The sequence below is a fragment of the Curtobacterium caseinilyticum genome (genome assembly GCF_030363035.1).
GTDB classification, from domain to species: Bacteria; Actinomycetota; Actinomycetes; order Actinomycetales; family Microbacteriaceae; genus Curtobacterium; species Curtobacterium caseinilyticum.
This window is the reverse complement of the sequence record NZ_JAUCMN010000002.1, coordinates 264,351-281,685: the sequence shown is the minus strand read 5'-3', so window position 1 is coordinate 281,685 and position 17,335 is coordinate 264,351. Positions and strand designations below refer to the sequence as shown.

The following is a 17,335-nucleotide window of genomic DNA, read 5'->3' as shown; positions in this document are numbered from 1 at the left end:
CACGACCATCACCACCCGCACGACCAACGAAAGGCCCGACGTGACCGACACGCTCGTCCAGCCCGCAGCACCCACCGACGCCGAGACCTGGTGGCGCCAGGCGAGCGTCTACCAGGTCTACCCCCGCTCCTTCGCGGACGCGGACGGCGACGGCATCGGCGACCTGCCCGGCGTCACGTCCCGCGTGCCGTACCTCGCCTCGCTCGGCATCGAGGCGGTCTGGCTCAGCCCGTTCTACCCGTCCGCCCTCGCCGACGGCGGCTACGACGTGGACGACTACCGTGACGTCGACCCGCGCCTCGGCACCCTGGACGACTTCGACGCCATGGTCGAGGCCCTGCACGGCGCCGGCATCCGCGTGATCGTCGACATCGTGCCGAACCACACGAGCGACCGGCACGCCTGGTTCCAGGAGGCCCTGGCGTCCCCGAAGGGCAGCGCGGCCCGCAACCGCTACGTCTTCCGCGACGGTACCGGCCCCGACGGTTCCGAGCCGCCCGCGGACTGGGTGTCGATCTTCGGCGGCCCGGCGTGGACGGCGGTCGGCGACGGCCAGTGGTACCTGCACAACTTCGCGAAGGAGCAGCCCGACCTGAACTGGGCGAACCGCGAGGTCCGCGACGACTTCCTGCACACGCTGCGCTTCTGGTCCGACCGCGGGGTCGACGGGTTCCGCATCGACGTCGCGCACGGTCTGGCGAAGGGCCTGCCCGACGGGCCCCTGCCGAGCTGGGCCGAGGTGCTCGCCGCGCCGAAGGACGGGACGCACATCCTCTGGGACCGCGACGACGTGCACGAGATCTACGCCGAGTGGCGGCAGGTCTTCGACGAGTACACCCCCGCCCGCACCGCCGTCGCCGAGGCATGGGTGGCCGCCGATCGTCGTGCCCGCTACGCCAGCGCCGAGGGGCTCGGCCAGGCGTTCAACTTCGACCTGCTCGAGGCCGACTTCGACGCGCAGCAGTTCCGCACCATCATCGAGTTCAACCTCGGCCTGGCGGAACAGTCCGGCTCGTCGACCACGTGGGTCTTCTCCAACCACGACGTCGTCCGGCACGCCACCCGCTACGCGCTGCCCGCGCGCAACGGGTCGGAGCAGAAGCAGGGCGCCGCGTGGCTGCTCGCCGGCGGGTCGCAGGACGACCTCGACCGCGCGCTCGGTCTCCGGCGTGCGCAGGCCGCGACACTGCTCGAGCTCGCACTGCCCGGGTCCGCCTACCTGTACCAGGGCGAGGAGCTCGGCCTCCACGAGGTCGGCGACATCCCCGAGGCCGAGCGCCAGGACCCCGCGTTCTTCCGGAACCCGGGCGTCGACGTCGGCCGTGACGGCTGCCGCGTCCCGATCCCGTGGACCAGGACCGGCGAGAGCTTCGGGTTCGGCCCCGGCGGGTCGCACCTGCCGCAGCCGTCGTGGTTCGCGCAAGTCTCGGTCGAGGCGGAGGACGCCGACCCGGACTCGACGCTCAACCTGTACCGCAAGGCCCTCGGGCTGCGCGGCCAGCTGCAGTCCGAGGAGCACCTCGAGTGGCTCGAGACCGGTCGCGACGACGTGCTCGCCTTCCGTCGGCCGAACGGTTGGACGAGCGTGACGGTGTTCGGTGACGAGCCGTACGCACTCCCCGCCGGCGAGCTCCTGCTCGCCTCCGCGCCGGTGGCAGACGGCGCACTGTCGGGTGTGGGGACCGCCTGGTTGCGTTCCTGACGCAAGCGGCTGGCGGACGGGCGCGCCCGGCTGGGTGGCGACGCGGAGCGTCGTGCCGGGCGCGCCGACCGAGCCTGCGAGGGAGGACGGTGCGGGCAGGCACCGCGCCTCCCGTCCGTCGTGGGGTCCCGTCGGCCCTCGCGCGCCGGGCGGAACCGGGCGTACCAGGTGGGAACGGGCGTACCTGGTCGAACGAAACGACCAGGTACGCCCGTTCTCGCTTCCCACCGCGGACGGGATGGGAAGGAACGGGCAGGCGGAACTCGCTGCCGCCGCCGGTAGGGTCGGCGGCATGAGCGGTGCCAGCATCAGCGTGCGGGACTTCGTGATGCGCTTCGGCGACCGCGACGTCGTCGACGGACTCTCCTTCGACGTCGCTCCCGGCGAGACCTTCGGGCTGCTCGGCAGCAACGGCTCGGGCAAGACCACCACGATCCGTGCCCTGCTCGGCATCACGACGCCGACCGCGGGCACCCTGACGATCGACGGGGTGCCGTACCGGCCGGCCACCGGGGGCATCGGGTACCTGCCCGAGGAGCGCGGGCTCTACCGCAAGGAGTCCGTCGTCGACGTGATGACGTACTTCGGGATGCTCCGCGGGCTGCGCCGATCCGAGGCCACGGCGTGGAGCACGGAGTACTTGGCGCGGGTCGGGCTCGCCGACCGTGCGAAGCTCCGCGTCGACAAGCTCTCCGGCGGCCAGCAGCAGAAGGTGCAGCTCGGCATCACGATCATGGACCGCCCGCGGCTGCTGATCCTCGACGAACCGACGAAGGGCCTCGACCCGGTGAACCGGCGGTTGCTGCTCGACCTGGTGGACGAGCGGAAGGCCGACGGCGCGACCGTGGTCCTGGTGACGCACCACATGGACGAGGTCGAGCGGCTGTGCGACCGGATCCTCCTGCTCAAGGACGGACGGTCCGCCGCCTACGGCACGATCCCCGACGTGCAGGAGGCCTTCGGCGGCGCCGTCGCCCGGGTCCTGCTGGACGGCAGCGTCCCCCGGTCCGAGCTGTACCGCCTGGCCCGGCACGAAGGGCACGTCGCCTACCTCGTGCCCACGCCTGCTGCGGCCGCGGACGGGTCCGACATCCTGGCCTCGCTCGTGTCCGCCGGCGTGCACGTCACCGGGTTCGAGATGCGCCGCATCCCCCTCGACGAGATCTTCGTGCAGGTGTACGGCCACGATGCCGGCGCCGACGACGGCACGCCCGGGCCCGTCCGGGTGCCGGGACCGACCCGCGCCGGGGCCGCCGCATGAGCCGCCTCGGGACGGTCGTGCGCTTCGAGTTCGTGCGCGCCGTCAAGAAGCCCGCGTTCTGGATCGGCACCCTCGCGCTGCCGATCGTGGTGGTCCTCGTCTCGGTGCTCGTCGGCGTCGGACAGGCCGCCGGGTCGGACTCGATCTCGTCGAGCACCTCGGCGGCGAAGACCCCGTTCCGCTACGTCGACCACTCGGGGCTGGTCTCCGCCTCGGTCGCCGCGCAGTGGGGCGGCTCCCCCTCACAGGACCCTTCCGCCGACCGTGCCGCCGTCCGAGCCGGGACGCTCGAGGCGTTCGTCGAGTACCCGGCGAAGCCGTCGAACCAGACCATCCGCATCGACGCCGCGGACCGGGGGCTCTTCGAGAACGGCGGGTACTCGTCGCTGGCCGAACGGGTGCTCGAACGGAGCGTCGCGGCATCGGTCGACGACGACGAGGCGGTCGCCCTCCTCCGCTCCCCGCCGTCGACCGAGCTCACCGCGTACGCCGACGGGCGGATCGCCCCGGGATGGCTGTCGATCCTGCCGCCCTTCCTCTACGTCGCCGCCTTCTTCGGGATCGTGATCCTGCTCGCCACCCGCATGGTGACGGTGGTGGTCGAGGAGAAGGAGAACCGCATCTCCGAGATGATCCTGACGACCGTGACGGCCGGCGACCTCATCCGCGGCAAGGTGCTCGCGATGCTGCTCGTCGGGCTCGTGCAGGTCGGCGTGGTCCTCGTCCCCGGGCTCGCCGTCGCGCTGGCGGCGTTGCCGTTGGTGGCGTCGCGACTCGGTGGTCTGGCGGTCGACCCGTGGCGCATGGTGGTGGGCGCGCTCCTGCTGGTCGGCGGGGTCCTCCTCGCCTGCGGCCTGTTCGTCGCGGTCGGGGCGGCGGTGCCGTCGATCAAGGACGCCTCGACGCTGCAGTCGGCAGCGATCTTCGCCCTGATCATCCCGCTCTACGCGGCGTTCTTCGTGATGACGACGCCCTCCTCGCCGGTGGCGGCGTTCTTCACGTACTTCCCGACCTTCACCCCGATCACGGCGATGGTCCGGAACGCCGTCGGCACGCTGAGCGTGACGGAGTCGGTGGTCTGCATCGTCGAGGTCTTCGTGACCGCCGCCGTCCTGCTGTGGTTCGCGGAGTACCTGTTCCGGCACTCCGTCGCCCAGTACGGGTCGAAGGTCACGCTGCGGCAGGTCGCCGGGTGGCGCCGCGGACGGTCACGGGCACGCTGACACGGAGGCCGCGGCGGGCACCCTGGCGCGGCCACCGCAGCAGACCGCCTGCGCCGTCCGGCCGCGGCCGTCCTCGTCCGGCCGTCAGCCCCGGGCGAGCGCCGCGTCGAGGTCCCACGACGCGTGCTCCGGCTCGCGCCAGCCCTGCCGGAGCGTCCGCACGGTGCGGTCGAACTCCACCAGGACGTCGATGTACGGCCGGACGAGCATCTGCACCTGCAGCCCCTCCTGGACCGCCAGCAGCTGGGTCGCCGCCTGGTACGTCGGGATGCCGATGTGCTCGGTCCCGGCGTCGACGTCACGCTGCAGCCCGACGGTGATCTCCTCGACGTGCTCCTCGAAGCGCTTCCGGAACAGCTCCGCGAAGTCACGCTCCGACGCGGCGATGGTGACGACGCCGGCGAGGACCCGCACGAGCCCCGGGTCGGCGACGTCCTCCGCCAGGGTCATCCGCACGTGGTCGACGGTGCAGGTCGGCACGGCGGCCCGGCGCGTCCCGCGCAGCTGCGTCCACCGGTCGTAGGTGACGAGGAGCAGTGCGTCCCAGGTGGGGAAGAGCCGGTCGACGACCTCCGGTGCGAGTCCGCACGTCTCCGCCACCACCGGCCCGTCGACCTCGTGGTACGGGTGCAGCCGGTAGGCGCGGATCGCCCCCCGGACGATGCGCTCTGCAAGGGAGGCGTCGTCCTCGACCATCCCGCCACGCGTGTCAGTCACCACCACAGTCCACAGGATCGACGGTCAGGTGTCTCCACCCCGTGTGGGGGGCAAGCGACACCTGTCGAGCAGGTCAGCCGACGGTCACCGGGGCGGCGGCGGGCTTCCGGCCCTGCAGCATCCACACGAAGAACCCGGTCAGGGTGAACGCACCGTAGAACACGTACATCAGCCCGGACGCGTAGTACCCGGCCGAGAACAGCAGCGGCACGCCGACCAGGTCGACCGCGACCCAGATCAGCCAGAACTCGACCCAGCCCTTCGCCATCCCGTACGTCGCCAGGACCGACCCGACGAAGATCCACGCGTCGCTCCACACCGGCTCGTAGGACCCGAGGGCGCGGAACAGCGGGGTCAGGACGGCGGTGCCACCGACCAGGGCGAGCACCAGCAGTCCGCGGGTCGGCCAGGAGGCCCACCTCGGCTCGATCACGGTCGTCGCCTCGTCGGCGCGGTGCGTCCACCGGTACCAGCCGTAGACGCTCACCACGATGAACATGACCTGCCGGCCCGCCTGGCCGAGCAGGTTGACCGGGTTCGGGGTGTCGAAGAGCACACCCATGAAGACGGTGAAGAGCAGCGCGTTGCCGAGGATGCCCACCGGCCACGCCCACACCCGGCGACGCATGCCACCCAGGGCGCTGAGCAGGCCGAAGACGTTGCCGATCACCTCGCGCCAGAGCACGGTCTGGTCGCCGATGACGAGCTGCGCGTCGAACAGCCAGCGCACGATCCCCATGGGGTCCTCCTCGTTCCGCGACGGTGCAACGGTAGGGCCCCGCCCGGCATTCCGCCGACCCGACGACCCTGTGTGACACCGCGGTCTAGGCTCGGGGGTCGTGACGGACGAGGTCGTGGCGGACGCGGTGCGGCGGACGCGGGAGCTGCTCGACGCGGCGGCGGCACGGCTCCGGGACGCGAGCGTCCGCGACGAGGCGCTCGGCGAGTACGTCGAGCCGCGCGCCGTCCTCGGGATCCGGCGTGAGCCGACGATCCGGTCCCTCGGTCGTGTCTGGCGCGTCGGGGCCCTGCTCCTCGGGTCCTCGCCGGAGACGTCCGGCCGGGTCTGGGCGACCGGACGGATCACGCGGGTCACCGATCCGGGGCGCCAGCAGTTCGTGTCGGTGTCCGCCGAGGTGCGTCGCGCCTACCGGGCGGCCGCGACGAAGGGGCACTTCCGCGACGGCGACACGGTCAACCACGGCACGGTGCCGATCCCCCTCGACGCCTCGCTCGTCGGGGCCGACGGGGTGCTCGCCGTGGTGGACGACGAGCCGGTCGTCCGCTGGTCCCCCGTCGCCGGCGCGACGGTGCCGCTCGAGGCGTACCTGCGCGACCGCATCGCCCTGCTGGTCGACCCGCCGCGGGGCGCGACCGACTGACGCTCCGGACCGGCTCGACGGTGCGTCAGGCCTGTCCGGGCACGGGGGCCGGTGCCTCCACCACGCGGTCCAGCCACTCCGCGAGGACGGCGCGCTCGGCTGCCGTCAGTCGGTGGAGTTCCTCGACGCCGGCCCGCAGGGTCAACGCCGCCGTGCGGAGCGCCCGGTCGGCACCGGGGACGTCGTCGCGCTCGGGGACGAGGACCTGCGCCTCGACCGCCGCCCACACCGCGTCGGCCAACGCAGGGTCGCGTGCGCCCTCCGGTTCCCCGAGGATCGCGAGCACGGCACCGGTACCGGCCGCATGCACCAGCCGGATCGCATCGGACTCACGGACGAGGAGGCGTCCGGCCGCCGCGACCCGTCGCAACCGTTCCGCGAGCACACGCAGCCCGGCTGCCACAGCGGGCGACCCTCGTCCGCGACGCGGGTCGCTCATGATGACGAACAGGTCGGGATTGGCGAGCCCGAAGGCGATGGTCGCATCCCACCCCGCGCGGAGCGCTTCGACCGGATCGGTGCCGTTCGCACCGGCGGCATCGACCATCGCAGCCTTCTCGGTGCTGAACACCGCCATGACGTGTTCGGCGACCGCGTCGAGCAGTCCGTCCTTGTCGCCGAAGAGCCGGTAGATCGTGGGCGCCTGCACGCCTGCCCGCGCGGCGACCGCTCGAGTCGTGACCGCGTCGACGCCGTCGTCGTGCAGGAGGTCGGCAGCGGCGAGCACGACGCGGTCGCGGACGTCCTGACGACCGTCGGGTTTCGGGGCAGTACTGCTCACGGAGCAACGCTAACAGGCGCTTGCTTCCGCCGGAAACCAGCGCTACGGTTCAAGTGTTTCCACCGATAACAGGAATGAGCGAGCCATGATCACGATCACCGGGGCGACCGGCGCCCTCAACGGCGCGACCGCCGACCACCTCCTCCGACGACTCCCGGCCTCCGAGCTCGTCGTCGTGACCCGGGATCCCGCCCGCGCGGCTCGTTTCGCCGAGCGCGGTGCGACGGTCCGACAGGGCGACTACGACGATCCGGCGGGTCTGACCACAGCCTTCGCGGGCACGGACCGCCTGCTGCTCGTCTCGTCGAACGACCCCGCCGGGGACACCGTCGCGCAGCACCGGAACGCCGTGCAGGCAGCGACGGACGCGGGCGTCGGCCACGTCTTCTACACGAGCCACCAGGGCGCAGGAGCGGGATCACCGTTCGTCCCCGCGCAGCACCACGCTGCCACCGAGTCCGTGCTCGCCGCGTCCGGCCTCCGCTGGACCTCGCTCCGGAACGGCTTCTACGCGCACAGCCTGCAGTGGCTGCTCGGGCCGTGGGCAGCGACCGGGATGGTCGCCCTGCCCGCTGACGGACCGGTCTCGTGGACCGCTCGCGAGGACGCAGCCGAGGCTGCCGCCGCCCTGCTGTTGCAGGAAGCGCCGGCCGAGGGTCCGCTGACCATCACCGCGTCCGCGGCGCCGACCTTCGCCGAGCTGACGGACCGGCTGGCCGAGCGCGTCGGACGCGACGTCGGCTTCACGCTCGTGGACCCCGAGCGCTGGGTCGAGCGCGCCGTCGGGGCCGGGCAGGACGAGCGGATGGTCCGCTTCCTGCTCGGCATGTACCAGGCGGCGGGCGACGGGTGGTTCGCGGGCACCGACCCGACACTGCGGACGCTGCTCGGTCGCGAACCGCGGCCCGCGGACGACGCGCTCGACGCCGTCGTCGCCGCCACCCGTTGAGCGGACGCCGCCGTACCGGTCGGCCTGCCGCGCGCGCGACGCCCCGGCCGAGGGGCATCAGTGACGCGGCCGAGCGGAGAGCCACTCGTCGAAGGACGGTCCGACCAGCTCCGTGCCCACGTCCGGCAGGAGCGCGCCCGGCTCGCACTCCTCGTCGAGCTGCGGGACGACACCGAGCTCCGCGCTCCCCTGACCGGCGCCGACCCCGTGCGTGACGACCTCGTCCGGGCCGCACGGTGCCTGCTCGACAGCATCGGTGTGGTGGACCCGGACGGCTCCGCACAGGACCTCGTCGGGACCGTCGGCGCCCTGCTGCTCCACTCGGTCGGCGCGGTCGCGGCCGTCGATCCGACCGCGGTGCTCACGGCCTACGTCGCCGGGCTCCCGCGGAGGTGAACCCCGAGGGGGTCAGCCAACGTGACGATCGACCACCGCCGCACGGGCCATCGCATCGAGACCGTCACCCATCGCTCCCCTGCTCGCTGACCACAGCGCCGACTCGACCAGCCGCGCCGTGCACCAGGCGGCGACCCGGTCCGCGGGTTCGCCGGTCGCGTCCGCGAGCACGGCGAGCCGGTGCCGGACGACGCGCAGGGGGTCGTCCGCACGGAACGGGTGGTCGACCTGCGCGAGCAACGGGCACAGGTCGTACGCCGGGTCGCCGACCATCGGTTTCGGGTCGATGACGAGCCACGGTGCCCGCGCCGCGGCGAGCACGTTGCCGGGGTTCGCGTCGCCGTGCACGACGACCGATCGCGCGGCGTCGCGCGGCAGGGCACGGAGCAGGTCGACGCCGCGGCGGACGAGTCCGGGGTCGAACGGCGGTGCGAGCTCGTGCATCCGGACCTCGGCGAGCGCCGCCCACTCGGCCGTGACGTCGGCGACGGACTCGAAGGGGGCCTCGGACGGCACACCCGTCGCCCAGAGCCGGGTGAGCAGGCCGGATGCGGTGCGCAGGCGCTCGGCCGCCGGCAGGTCGTCCCGGTCGACGAGCGGAGTGCCGGGGCGGCAGTGCTCGAGCAGGAGCACGAAGGGGTCGTCCGGACCGACGTCGAGCAGGCGGACGGATCCGGCACCGTCCCACCACGCGAGGGCCGCTGCCTCGTGCTCGGCCTCGCGGTGCGGGTACGAGAGCTTGAGCACGGCGTCGTCGCCGTCGGGCAGCCGCACGGGAACGACGTGCGAGACGCTGCCACCCGGGTACGGTGCGCTCGGCCGCAGGTCCCAGCGGTCCACCGCACGCCGGAGCAGCCGCGGGACGGACGCACGCCAGTCCTGCTCGGTCGGCCACATGCGGTGAGCGTACCGATGGCGGAGAGCGAGCCGCGGGACGGAGCCGCACCGCGCCTCCCGACCGTGTCGCCCCCTCCGTTCGGGGTACGGACTTGTCCACCCGAGCACCGACTGCCGCGACCCGGACTCGGGTCTACCGTCTGTTGCGGGCGGCAACGGGGCCGCCCGACGACGAATCGAGCATCATGCAACGACGGATGAGCACGCTCCTCGCGACGATCACGGCGGTCGGCCTGGTCGGCGCCCTCGCGCCGGCACTGCAGGCCCAGGCGGCCCTGCCGACCAGCGACACCCCGGACCTCGGCAGCAACGTCAAGGTCTACAGCCCGTCGACACCGACCTCGACCATCCAGGCCGACGTCGACGCGGCGTTCACCGCGCAGCTCCGCAGCACCACCGCGCAGTTCGGGTCCCAGCGGTACGCGTTCCTGTTCAAGCCCGGGAGCTACGGACGCGTCTGGGCGAACCTCGGGTTCTACACGTCGGTCGCCGGCCTCGGGAAGAACCCGGACGACGTCACGATCAACGGCGCGGTCAACGTCGACTCGGGCTGGAACGCCGGCGACGAGAAGAACGCGACGCAGAACTTCTGGCGGTCGGTCGAGAACCTGGCGATCGTGCCCGAGGGCGGCACCGACCGCTGGGCCGTGTCGCAGGCCGCGCCGATGCGGCGCGTGCACGTCAAGGGCAACCTGACGATGGGGCCGTCGAACCAGGACGGCGGTCAGGGCTACTCGTCCGGTGGCTACATCGCCGACACGAAGGTCGACGGCACCGTCACCTCCGGGTCGCAGCAGCAGTGGTACACCCGCAACTCGACGCTCGGTTCGTGGCAGGGCGGCAACTGGAACATGACGTTCTCGGGCGTGCAGGGCGCCCCGGCGAACGACTTCTCGAAGAGCTACACCACGCTGGCGAGCACGCCGGTCACCCGCGAGAAGCCCTACCTGTACGTCGACTCGTCGAACAAGTACCACGTGTTCGTCCCGTCGCTGCGGACGAACTCCGCCGGGGTCACGTGGCCGAACACCGCCGGCACCGACATCCCGATGCGGAACTTCTACGTCGCGCACCCGGGTGACTCGGCGGCCACGATCAACAGCGCGCTCGCGCAGGGGCTCAACCTGTTCTTCACGCCGGGCACCTACCAGTTGAACGCGGCGCTCAACGTGACGCGGGCCGACACCGTCGTGACCGGGATCGGCTTCCCGACGCTCGTGCCGACGGCCGGCAACGCGGTCATCACGTCGAACGACGTCGCCGGCGTCAACGTGTCGAACCTCGTCGTCGACGCGGGCACGCAGAACAGCGCGCAGCTCGTCCGCCTCGGCACGAGCGGCTCGCACGTCGACCACGCGGCCGACCCGCAGAGCATCCAGGACGTGTTCTTCCGGGTGGGGTCGAGCATCCAGGGCAAGGCGTCGACGACGCTGCAGGTCAACGCCGACGACACCCTGATCGACCACATCTGGGCCTGGCGCGCCGACCACGGCGGAGCGGCCACGGGCTGGACGGTCAACACCGGTGCGACCGGCGTCGAGGTGAACGGCGACGACGTCCTGGCCACCGGGCTGTTCGTCGAGCACTACCAGAAGTACGAGGTGCTCTGGAACGGCAACCGCGGTCGGACGATCTTCTTCCAGAACGAGATGCCGTACGACGTGCCGGACAACGCCTCGTGGCAGAGCCCGACCGGGGCCGGGTACGCGGCGTACAAGGTGGCGTCGGGTGTGACGAACCACGAGATCTGGGGCGGTGGCGTGTACTGCTTCTTCAACACCAACCCGGCCGTGCACGCCGACCGGGCCTTCGAGACGCCGATCACCTCGGGCATCCGGGCGCACGGGCTCGTGACGGTCTCGCTCGGTGACACCGGCACGATCTCGAGCGTCATCAACGGGGTCGGTGGATCGGTGCCGACACCGGCCGGCAACACCGCGCCGAACCGGCTCGTGTCCTACAACTGAGCGGGTCGTCCGGCCGCAGCGGGGCCGTCGACGACACCGGTCGTCGGCGGCCCCGGTCGCAGGACCTGCCGTCCGCGGACGTTCCGGTCGCACGACGCGCCGCACGTCGTGCGACCAGGACGCCGGGCGCACCACCGGGCGCCGGCAGCTGGTCGTCGGGGCACACGCTCCGTCAGCCGGTCGACACGCGTCGCCGGTAGCGTCCGGGCATGACACCCGACCGCGGCAGCACCGGACGCACCAGGCTCGTCCTGCCCGGTCAGTACGGCCCGCTGTTCGACGACGGCGGCCCCGCCCTCGTCGTCGAGGCCCGCGAGTTCTTCACCGCCCGCCCGGTGCACCGCGCCAAGGCCCACCTCTGGCTGAGCGCCCTGCGGCACCGGGTGCGCGAGCTCGGCGACCGGGCCGAGCACGTGCAGGTCGACTCCCTGCAGGACGCCCTGGTCGGCCGCGACGACCTCGACGTGGTCGACCCGCCCTCCCGGACCCTCCGCGCGCAGGTCCGGCACTGGGGACGCGGGACCGAGATCCTGCCGAGCCGCGGCTTCATCACCGACGAGGCCGAGTTCGCCGAGTGGGCGGCGCAGGGCACCGGACGCTTCCGGATGGAGACCCACTACGAGCGGGTCCGCCGTCGCGAGGGCTGGCTGATGCAGTCCGAGCAGCCGATCGGCGGGACGTTCAGCCTCGACCACCAGAACCGCGAGCCGCCACCCAAGGGGGCGACGACCCTCGGCCTGCCGGAACCCTGGTGGCCCACCGAGGACGACATCGACGACGAGGTCCGACACGACCTCGACCGCTGGGAGCGCGACGGCACGGCTCGGTTCGTGGGGCGCGACGACACTCGCCGCTTCGCGGTCACCGCCGACGAGGCCCGGCAGGCCCTCGACGACTTCGTGCAGGTCCGGCTCGGAGACTTCGGCCCGTTCGAGGACGCCACGCTCACGAACGACTGGACGATGGCGCACTCGCTGCTCAGCGTGCCGATGAACCTCGGCGTGCTCGACCCGTTCGAGGTCGTCGAGGCAGCGCTGACCGCACACCGCGACCACGACGCCCCGCTCGCGAGCGTCGAGGGCTTCGTCCGCCAGGTGGCCGGCTGGCGCGACTACGTCTGGCACCTCTACTGGTGGTTCGGCGACGACTACGGTGCGTCCGAGAACGCACTCGGCGCGCACGAGCGACTCCCCCGCTGGTGGCAGGAGCTCGATGCGTCCGACATCGACGCGGTCTGCCTGTCCACCGCCATCGAGGGGCTGCACGACCACGGCTGGCTGCACCACATCCAGCGGCTCATGGTGCTCGGCAACTGGGCGTTGCAGCGCGGCTACGACCCGGTGCACCTCACCGAGTGGTTCACCGACGTGTTCGTCGACGGCACCGACTGGGTGATGCCCGCGAACATCATCGGGATGTCCCAGCACGCCGACGGCGGCTTGGTCGCGACCAAGCCCTACGCGTCCGGCGGCCGGTACATCGACCGGATGTCGGACCACTGCGGTGGGTGCCGGTACGACCCGACCAAGCGCGTCGGTGCGGACGCCTGCCCGTTCACCGCGGGCTACTGGGCGTTCCTGTCCCGTGCCGAGCCCGCGCTGCGGGACAACAACCGGATGGTGCGACCGCTCCAGCAGATGCGCCGGCTCGCGGACCTGGACGAGGTGGTGGCGCAGGAGGCGCGACGCGGCACGCCATGACCGCTCACGCGTCCCGTCGTGACCAGGCGTCGGACGGGAGGCGCGTGGCGGCGCCGCCACGCGCCTCCCGTCCGCCGCCCGTCACCACCGCGCTCGCAACCCGCGTGCGTCCACGGCGCAGCAGACGTCGGGTCGCCCCCGTCCACCCGACGGTTCCTGCTCCACCGACCGAGGGAGGCGGCCACCCGGGGCGCACCGGTAGGGTCGGCTCGTGGGCAGCAACGACGCATTCGACGACCGCTACGACCTGCGCGAGTTCGCGCCGACGACCGATGCCGAGGGGGCACCGACGCCGGAGACCGAGGCGTGGATGCGCTCCGTCGGGTTCGGCTTCCACGAGCCCCACCCCGATGCCGAGGGCGCGGCGCGGATGGCGGCGCACTTCCTCGAGGACCAGGAGACGTTCCTCGGCGTGTACCTGCGCGACCCGCTCCCCGGCTCCGTCGACGAGACGTGGCCGGCCGGCACCTTCACGTGGTTCCGCAAGCGGCTCAGCTGGGGTGACGGAGCGACGATCGACACGCAGGCGATCTCCGCCGTGACCGTGCGACCGACCGAACGCCGACGTGGGATCCTCCGTCGGATGATGACCCACGCCCTCGAGCGCGGCGTCGCCGAGGGGTACGCCGTCGCGTCGCTCACCGCCTCCGAGGGCACGATCTACCGCCGCTTCGGCTTCGGCTGCGCGATCCGCGAGCGCGCGGTGCGGGTCCGTCGCGAGCGCGCGCTGCCGTTCCTCGCGCCGACCACCGGCACCGTCACGATCGTCACGCCCGAGTGGCTCGCCGAGGGCACCGGGCGCGCCGTCTTCGACCGGTTCGATGCCCGCACCCCCGGTTCCATGGTCCGGAACGCCGGTACGTGGCCGATCGTGTTCGGGCTCCGCGACGGCGAGGGCAAGCCGGCGAAGGACGTCCGTGCCGCGGTGCACCGTCCCGAGGGCGCCGGGTCCGGCTCCGACGAGGTCGACGGCTACGTGACCTGGCGGATGAAGGAGGGCAAGAGCGACACCGTGCTCGAGATCGTCGACCTCGTGTACGCGACCGACGAGGCGTACCTGTCCCTGTGGGAGTTCCTGCTCTCGATCGACCTGAACGACGTGGTCACGTACAACCGGTCGCGACTGGACGACCCGATCGTCGCGGCGCTCGGCGACAACCGCGCGTACGACGTCGACCACGAGGAGGACCACGTCTGGCTCCGGGTGCTGGACGTGGCGGCGGTGCTGACCTCGCGCCCGTACGCGGTCGACGGCTCGATCGTCCTCGCGGTGTCCGACGCGATGGGCTTCGCGACGGGCACCTACCGGCTCGACGTCGTCGACGGGCAGGGCACCGTGACCCGGACCGCTGCGGACGACGGCGGCGAGGCCGACCTCCGGCTCGACGTGGCGGACCTCGGCGCGGTGCTCATCGGGTCGGTGTCGCCGGTGACGCTCGCGGCGGCGGGCCTCGTGCGTGCGGCGGACCCGGCGGCACCCGCGCTGCTCCGGGCGATGCTGACGCCGGCACGGACGCCGCACGGCATCACGTACTTCTGATGTCCGCAGAGGGACTGCGCACCTCGGTCGGGCGGGCGCGGCAGGCCGTCGCCGTCCTGGCCGCTCCGACGCTCCGTGCGGCCCTCATCGGCGGTGCGGAGCTCGACGACCGCACCCGGGCGTCGCTGGCGGCGTTCGACTGGCTGGGCGACGACGGTCCGGACAGCGCGGCGCTCGGACGGACCGCGGAGGACCTCCGGCGCCTGCAGGGCGCAGCCGCGCTCCTGGAGTTCGACCGGATCGAGCGGATGCCCGTGCCGGAGGACCAGCGGCACCCGCTCTCGGTCCGGATCGTGCGCATCGTCGCCGAACGGCTCGGGCGCTCGCGGCCGGTGTCGGAGCGTGAGCTGAACGCGGCGATCGCGATGGTCTGCGCGGACGTCGCGATCGTGCGGCGTGACGCGGTCGACCTCGGCGTGCTCGAACGCACGGACGACGGCTCCGCGTACCGGTTCGTGGAGGAGCGGGGGGCTGCCCGCTGACCGATCCCGGGTCAGACCGGGTTCGACCGCAGCAGCCGCCGCACGGCGATCATGGCGCCGCCCACCACCGCGGGGACGCCGCCACCGGGGTGCACCGAAGCGCCGACCCGCCACAGCCAGGGGCGCCAGGGGTCGTTGTACGACGGTCGGTGGAAGGGCCCGCTCAGCCACGGCGGCCGCGCTGCACCGTACAGCGCGCCGTGCGGTTCGCCGCCGGCCCCGTAGTACTGCGGATCGAGCACCACCTGCTCGTCGAGGAGGTCCGTGAGGGGCCCGTCGAGTCCCATCGCCCGCGAGACGCGGTCGACCTCACGACGCACGAACGGGTGCTCGACCGTGTAGTGCTCGCCGTCGGCGGGCGCCGTGAGCAGGATGCCCGCGGTGCTGCGCGCGTTCGGGTAGACCTCGCCCGCGCGGTACTGGTTGACGAACACCATGGTGTCCGCCGGTTCGTCGCCCGCCTCGAGGCTGCGGTGGAGCGCATCGGGCTTCGTCGGGAGGACCACGCTGTGCGCCGACAGGTGCGCCGGCAGCTCCTCGCGCAGCACGCCGTAGACCGCGACGGCCGAGCAGGACAGGGTGCGCGGGCGCCGACGCGGGACCGCCGGGAGCCGTGACGGCCCCGTCAGTGCGGTGAGCCGATCGGCGTCGACGGCGCTGACGACGATGTCGGCGTGGTGGTGTCCGACGTCGGTCGTGACCGAGCCGCGCTCGATGCGGGTGACGGCCTCGCTGGTGCGCACCTCGACCCCGGCCGCCTCGGCCAGTCGGCCGAGCGCGAGCACGACCTCGTACACGCCGCCACGCGGGACCCAGGCACCGGTCTCCGCCATGATCGCCGGCATGCTCGCGTAGAGCGCGGGGGTGCGGGCCGGCGAGACGCCCGCGTTCAGGGTGTGGATCGCGATGACCTCGCGCAGGCCGTCCGGCAGCCAGGCCAGGCCGTCGAGGTACGCGCGCGTGGTGAGGCGTGAGCCGTAGACGGCCAGCATGCGGCGGAGTGCCGGCAGGGCGGCCCGGTCGAGCGGGTCCGCGAGCAGCAGCTCGGTCACGTCGTCGGCGAGGGGCGCGTGCAGGTCGGAGAACCGTCGCCACGCGGGGTACCAGGGGTGGTCGGGCGCCACCGGCAGGGACGTCTCCTCGCCGCGGTGGTAGTAGCGACCGACCTCGGGCATCCGCACCAGGTCGAGGTGGCCGTCGTCGTCGGGACGTCCCGGGGTCCGCGCGCCGTCGCCGAGCCGCCGCAGCAGCTCGTCCCACACCGCCGGGAACGTCACCAGCGACGGGCCGGTGTCGATGCGGTCCGACCCCAGGAGGATGCGACGGCTCTTGCCGCCGAGCTCGGCACCGGCCTCGAGCAGGGTGACCCGGTGGCCCGCGTTCGCGAGCAGCGCGGCGGCGGCGAGCCCGCCGATCCCGCCACCGACCACGACGATGCGGCTCACCGGGCGTCCCCCAGCACGATCGAGACCATGAGCAGCACCCCGGCGAACGTTCCGGCGATGTACGGGAAGGCGACGGACAGCCGGTACAGACGGTGACCGGTCTCCGGTGTCGGGTCCCGCAGCAGGCGTACCACGAGGACGCCGGCGATCAGCAGGTCGACGACCGCGACCGGCACGCTCACCACCGCGAACGAGGCCGCGGACACGACCCACCAGGCACCGCTCCACAGCGCCGTCCCGCGCGCACCGAGTCGCACCGCCGTCGTGGTGATGCCCGCGTCCCGGTCCTCGACGATGTCCTGCACCGCATCGAACGCGTGCTTGGCCACGCTCCAGGCCATCAGGCCGAGGGCGGCGGGCCAGACCGGCGTCACCGACAGGGCCGCGGGCACGATGACCAGCGGCAGCGCGTAGGCCGCGTTGCTCAGCGAATCGAGGAACGGCCGGGCCTTGAACCGCAGCGGTGGTGCGGAGTAGAAGACGAAGACACCGACGTAGAGCAGGATCGCGGCGTTCGCGAGCGGCGGCAGCACCATGAGGAAGACGACGAGGAACGGGGCGTTGACGGCTGCGACCGCCCAGGCGATGAGCCGCACCTCGGACCGGTGGATCCTGGCACCCTCGATCGAGCCCTTCCGCGGGTTCGTCGCGTCGGTGTCCTGGTCGTAGATGTCGTTCACGCCGTAGATGAGCAGGTTGAACGGCAGGGTCAGCCACAGCAGGACCGGCAGCGCCCGCAGGTCGAACAGCGTGCCGGTCAGCCAGACGGCGACGAGACCGGAGCCGATGGTGTTGATCCAGAGCACCGGGCGCGAGACGAGCACGAGGCGACGCAGGGAGACACCCACTCCCGACGGCGCGACGCTCGACATCCGCTCGGCACCGTCGGTCAC

Annotated in this window: 16 protein-coding genes; 10 read left to right on the top strand and 6 right to left on the bottom strand. The window is 72.6% G+C overall.

Translation table 11 applies throughout. The features are described from left to right. Nucleotides 1–40: 40 nt before the first annotated feature. The 3 genes from QUG93_RS03770 (at nucleotide 41) to QUG93_RS03760 (ending at nucleotide 4,186) form a co-directional block, all read left to right on the top strand. Nucleotides 41–1,702, top strand: a complete 1,662-nt coding sequence (locus QUG93_RS03770; protein ID WP_289472609.1) for a glycoside hydrolase family 13 protein — start codon at nucleotides 41–43, stop codon at nucleotides 1,700–1,702. A gap of 292 nt (nucleotides 1,703–1,994) precedes the next feature. Next, nucleotides 1,995–2,963, top strand: a complete 969-nt coding sequence (locus QUG93_RS03765) for an ABC transporter ATP-binding protein (RefSeq protein WP_289472309.1) — start codon at nucleotides 1,995–1,997, stop codon at nucleotides 2,961–2,963. Further along, complete coding sequence (locus tag QUG93_RS03760; protein WP_289472308.1) at nucleotides 2,960–4,186, top strand: ABC transporter permease; 1,227 nt, start codon at nucleotides 2,960–2,962, stop codon at nucleotides 4,184–4,186. Before QUG93_RS03765 ends, QUG93_RS03760 begins: the two co-directional genes overlap by 4 nt. 84 nt (nucleotides 4,187–4,270) lie before the next feature. Here the strand turns inward: QUG93_RS03760 and QUG93_RS03755 are convergent, their stop codons facing one another. Together QUG93_RS03755 and pnuC are read right to left on the bottom strand one after the other, a co-directional pair. Beyond that, on the bottom strand, nucleotides 4,271–4,903 hold the full coding sequence (locus QUG93_RS03755; protein WP_289472307.1) for a hypothetical protein: 633 nt from the start codon (nucleotides 4,901–4,903) through the stop codon (nucleotides 4,271–4,273). 73 nt (nucleotides 4,904–4,976) lie between these two features. Further along, nucleotides 4,977–5,642: a nicotinamide riboside transporter PnuC gene (pnuC, locus tag QUG93_RS03750; RefSeq protein ID WP_289472306.1), complete on the bottom strand. Its 666-nt coding sequence runs from the start codon at nucleotides 5,640–5,642 to the stop codon at nucleotides 4,977–4,979. A 100-nt stretch (nucleotides 5,643–5,742) separates the two neighbouring features. Between pnuC and QUG93_RS03745 the strand changes: the two genes are divergently transcribed. Next, nucleotides 5,743–6,285: a hypothetical protein gene (locus QUG93_RS03745; protein WP_289472305.1), complete on the top strand. Its 543-nt coding sequence runs from the start codon at nucleotides 5,743–5,745 to the stop codon at nucleotides 6,283–6,285. A 25-nt stretch (nucleotides 6,286–6,310) separates the two neighbouring features. Here QUG93_RS03745 and QUG93_RS03740 read toward each other — a convergent pair whose 3' ends face one another. Beyond that, complete coding sequence (locus tag QUG93_RS03740; protein WP_289472304.1) at nucleotides 6,311–7,066, bottom strand: TetR/AcrR family transcriptional regulator; 756 nt, start codon at nucleotides 7,064–7,066, stop codon at nucleotides 6,311–6,313. Between the two features lie 85 nt (nucleotides 7,067–7,151). Between QUG93_RS03740 and QUG93_RS03735 the strand changes: the two genes are divergently transcribed. Continuing rightward, the gene (locus tag QUG93_RS03735) at nucleotides 7,152–8,015 is read left to right on the top strand and encodes an NAD(P)H-binding protein (protein WP_289472303.1); all 864 of its coding nucleotides are present in this window, start codon (nucleotides 7,152–7,154) and stop codon (nucleotides 8,013–8,015) included. A 60-nt stretch (nucleotides 8,016–8,075) separates the two neighbouring features. Continuing rightward, complete coding sequence (locus QUG93_RS03730) at nucleotides 8,076–8,411, top strand: hypothetical protein (RefSeq protein ID WP_289472302.1); 336 nt, start codon at nucleotides 8,076–8,078, stop codon at nucleotides 8,409–8,411. A gap of 12 nt (nucleotides 8,412–8,423) precedes the next feature. Here the strand turns inward: QUG93_RS03730 and QUG93_RS03725 are convergent, their stop codons facing one another. Then, nucleotides 8,424–9,308, bottom strand: a complete 885-nt coding sequence (locus tag QUG93_RS03725) for an aminoglycoside phosphotransferase family protein (protein ID WP_289472301.1) — start codon at nucleotides 9,306–9,308, stop codon at nucleotides 8,424–8,426. A gap of 197 nt (nucleotides 9,309–9,505) precedes the next feature. Here QUG93_RS03725 and QUG93_RS03720 point away from each other — a divergent pair, with 197 nt between their 5' ends. The 4 genes from QUG93_RS03720 (at nucleotide 9,506) to QUG93_RS03705 (ending at nucleotide 14,997) form a co-directional block, all read left to right on the top strand. Next, nucleotides 9,506–11,275, top strand: coding sequence for a pectate lyase-like domain-containing protein (locus tag QUG93_RS03720; protein ID WP_289472300.1), 1,770 nt, complete (start codon nucleotides 9,506–9,508; stop codon nucleotides 11,273–11,275). Between the two features lie 209 nt (nucleotides 11,276–11,484). After that, complete coding sequence (locus QUG93_RS03715) at nucleotides 11,485–12,975, top strand: cryptochrome/photolyase family protein (protein ID WP_289472299.1); 1,491 nt, start codon at nucleotides 11,485–11,487, stop codon at nucleotides 12,973–12,975. Between the two features lie 211 nt (nucleotides 12,976–13,186). After that, on the top strand, nucleotides 13,187–14,515 hold the full coding sequence (locus QUG93_RS03710; RefSeq protein ID WP_289472298.1) for a GNAT family N-acetyltransferase: 1,329 nt from the start codon (nucleotides 13,187–13,189) through the stop codon (nucleotides 14,513–14,515). Beyond that, the gene (locus tag QUG93_RS03705; RefSeq protein ID WP_289472297.1) at nucleotides 14,515–14,997 is read left to right on the top strand and encodes a DUF2087 domain-containing protein; all 483 of its coding nucleotides are present in this window, start codon (nucleotides 14,515–14,517) and stop codon (nucleotides 14,995–14,997) included. The genes QUG93_RS03710 and QUG93_RS03705 overlap by 1 nt, the downstream gene beginning before the upstream one ends. A gap of 11 nt (nucleotides 14,998–15,008) precedes the next feature. On the opposite strand, the gene QUG93_RS03700 is transcribed toward QUG93_RS03705, so the two are convergent. Together QUG93_RS03700 and QUG93_RS03695 are read right to left on the bottom strand one after the other, a co-directional pair. Further along, a complete protein-coding gene (locus QUG93_RS03700; protein WP_289472296.1) occupies nucleotides 15,009–16,442 on the bottom strand; it encodes a phytoene desaturase family protein in 1,434 nt (477 codons plus the stop codon). Beyond that, complete coding sequence (locus QUG93_RS03695; protein ID WP_289472295.1) at nucleotides 16,439–17,335, bottom strand: UbiA family prenyltransferase; 897 nt, start codon at nucleotides 17,333–17,335, stop codon at nucleotides 16,439–16,441. The genes QUG93_RS03700 and QUG93_RS03695 overlap by 4 nt, the downstream gene beginning before the upstream one ends.

What these genes read in the sequence shown, in the direction of transcription:
- QUG93_RS03765 (WP_289472309.1), top strand. Translation starts at nt 1,995, where the DNA reads ATGAGCGGTGCCAGCATCAGCGTGCGGGACTTCGTGATGCGCTTCGGC.
- QUG93_RS03760 (WP_289472308.1), top strand. Translation starts at nt 2,960, where the DNA reads ATGAGCCGCCTCGGGACGGTCGTGCGCTTCGAGTTCGTGCGCGCCGTC.
- pnuC (WP_289472306.1), bottom strand. Translation starts at nt 5,642, where the DNA reads ATGGGGATCGTGCGCTGGCTGTTCGACGCGCAGCTCGTCATCGGCGAC.
- QUG93_RS03735 (WP_289472303.1), top strand. Translation starts at nt 7,152, where the DNA reads ATGATCACGATCACCGGGGCGACCGGCGCCCTCAACGGCGCGACCGCC.
- QUG93_RS03725 (WP_289472301.1), bottom strand. Translation starts at nt 9,308, where the DNA reads ATGTGGCCGACCGAGCAGGACTGGCGTGCGTCCGTCCCGCGGCTGCTC.
- QUG93_RS03720 (WP_289472300.1), top strand. Translation starts at nt 9,506, where the DNA reads ATGAGCACGCTCCTCGCGACGATCACGGCGGTCGGCCTGGTCGGCGCC.
- QUG93_RS03715 (WP_289472299.1), top strand. Translation starts at nt 11,485, where the DNA reads ATGACACCCGACCGCGGCAGCACCGGACGCACCAGGCTCGTCCTGCCC.
- QUG93_RS03705 (WP_289472297.1), top strand. Translation starts at nt 14,515, where the DNA reads ATGTCCGCAGAGGGACTGCGCACCTCGGTCGGGCGGGCGCGGCAGGCC.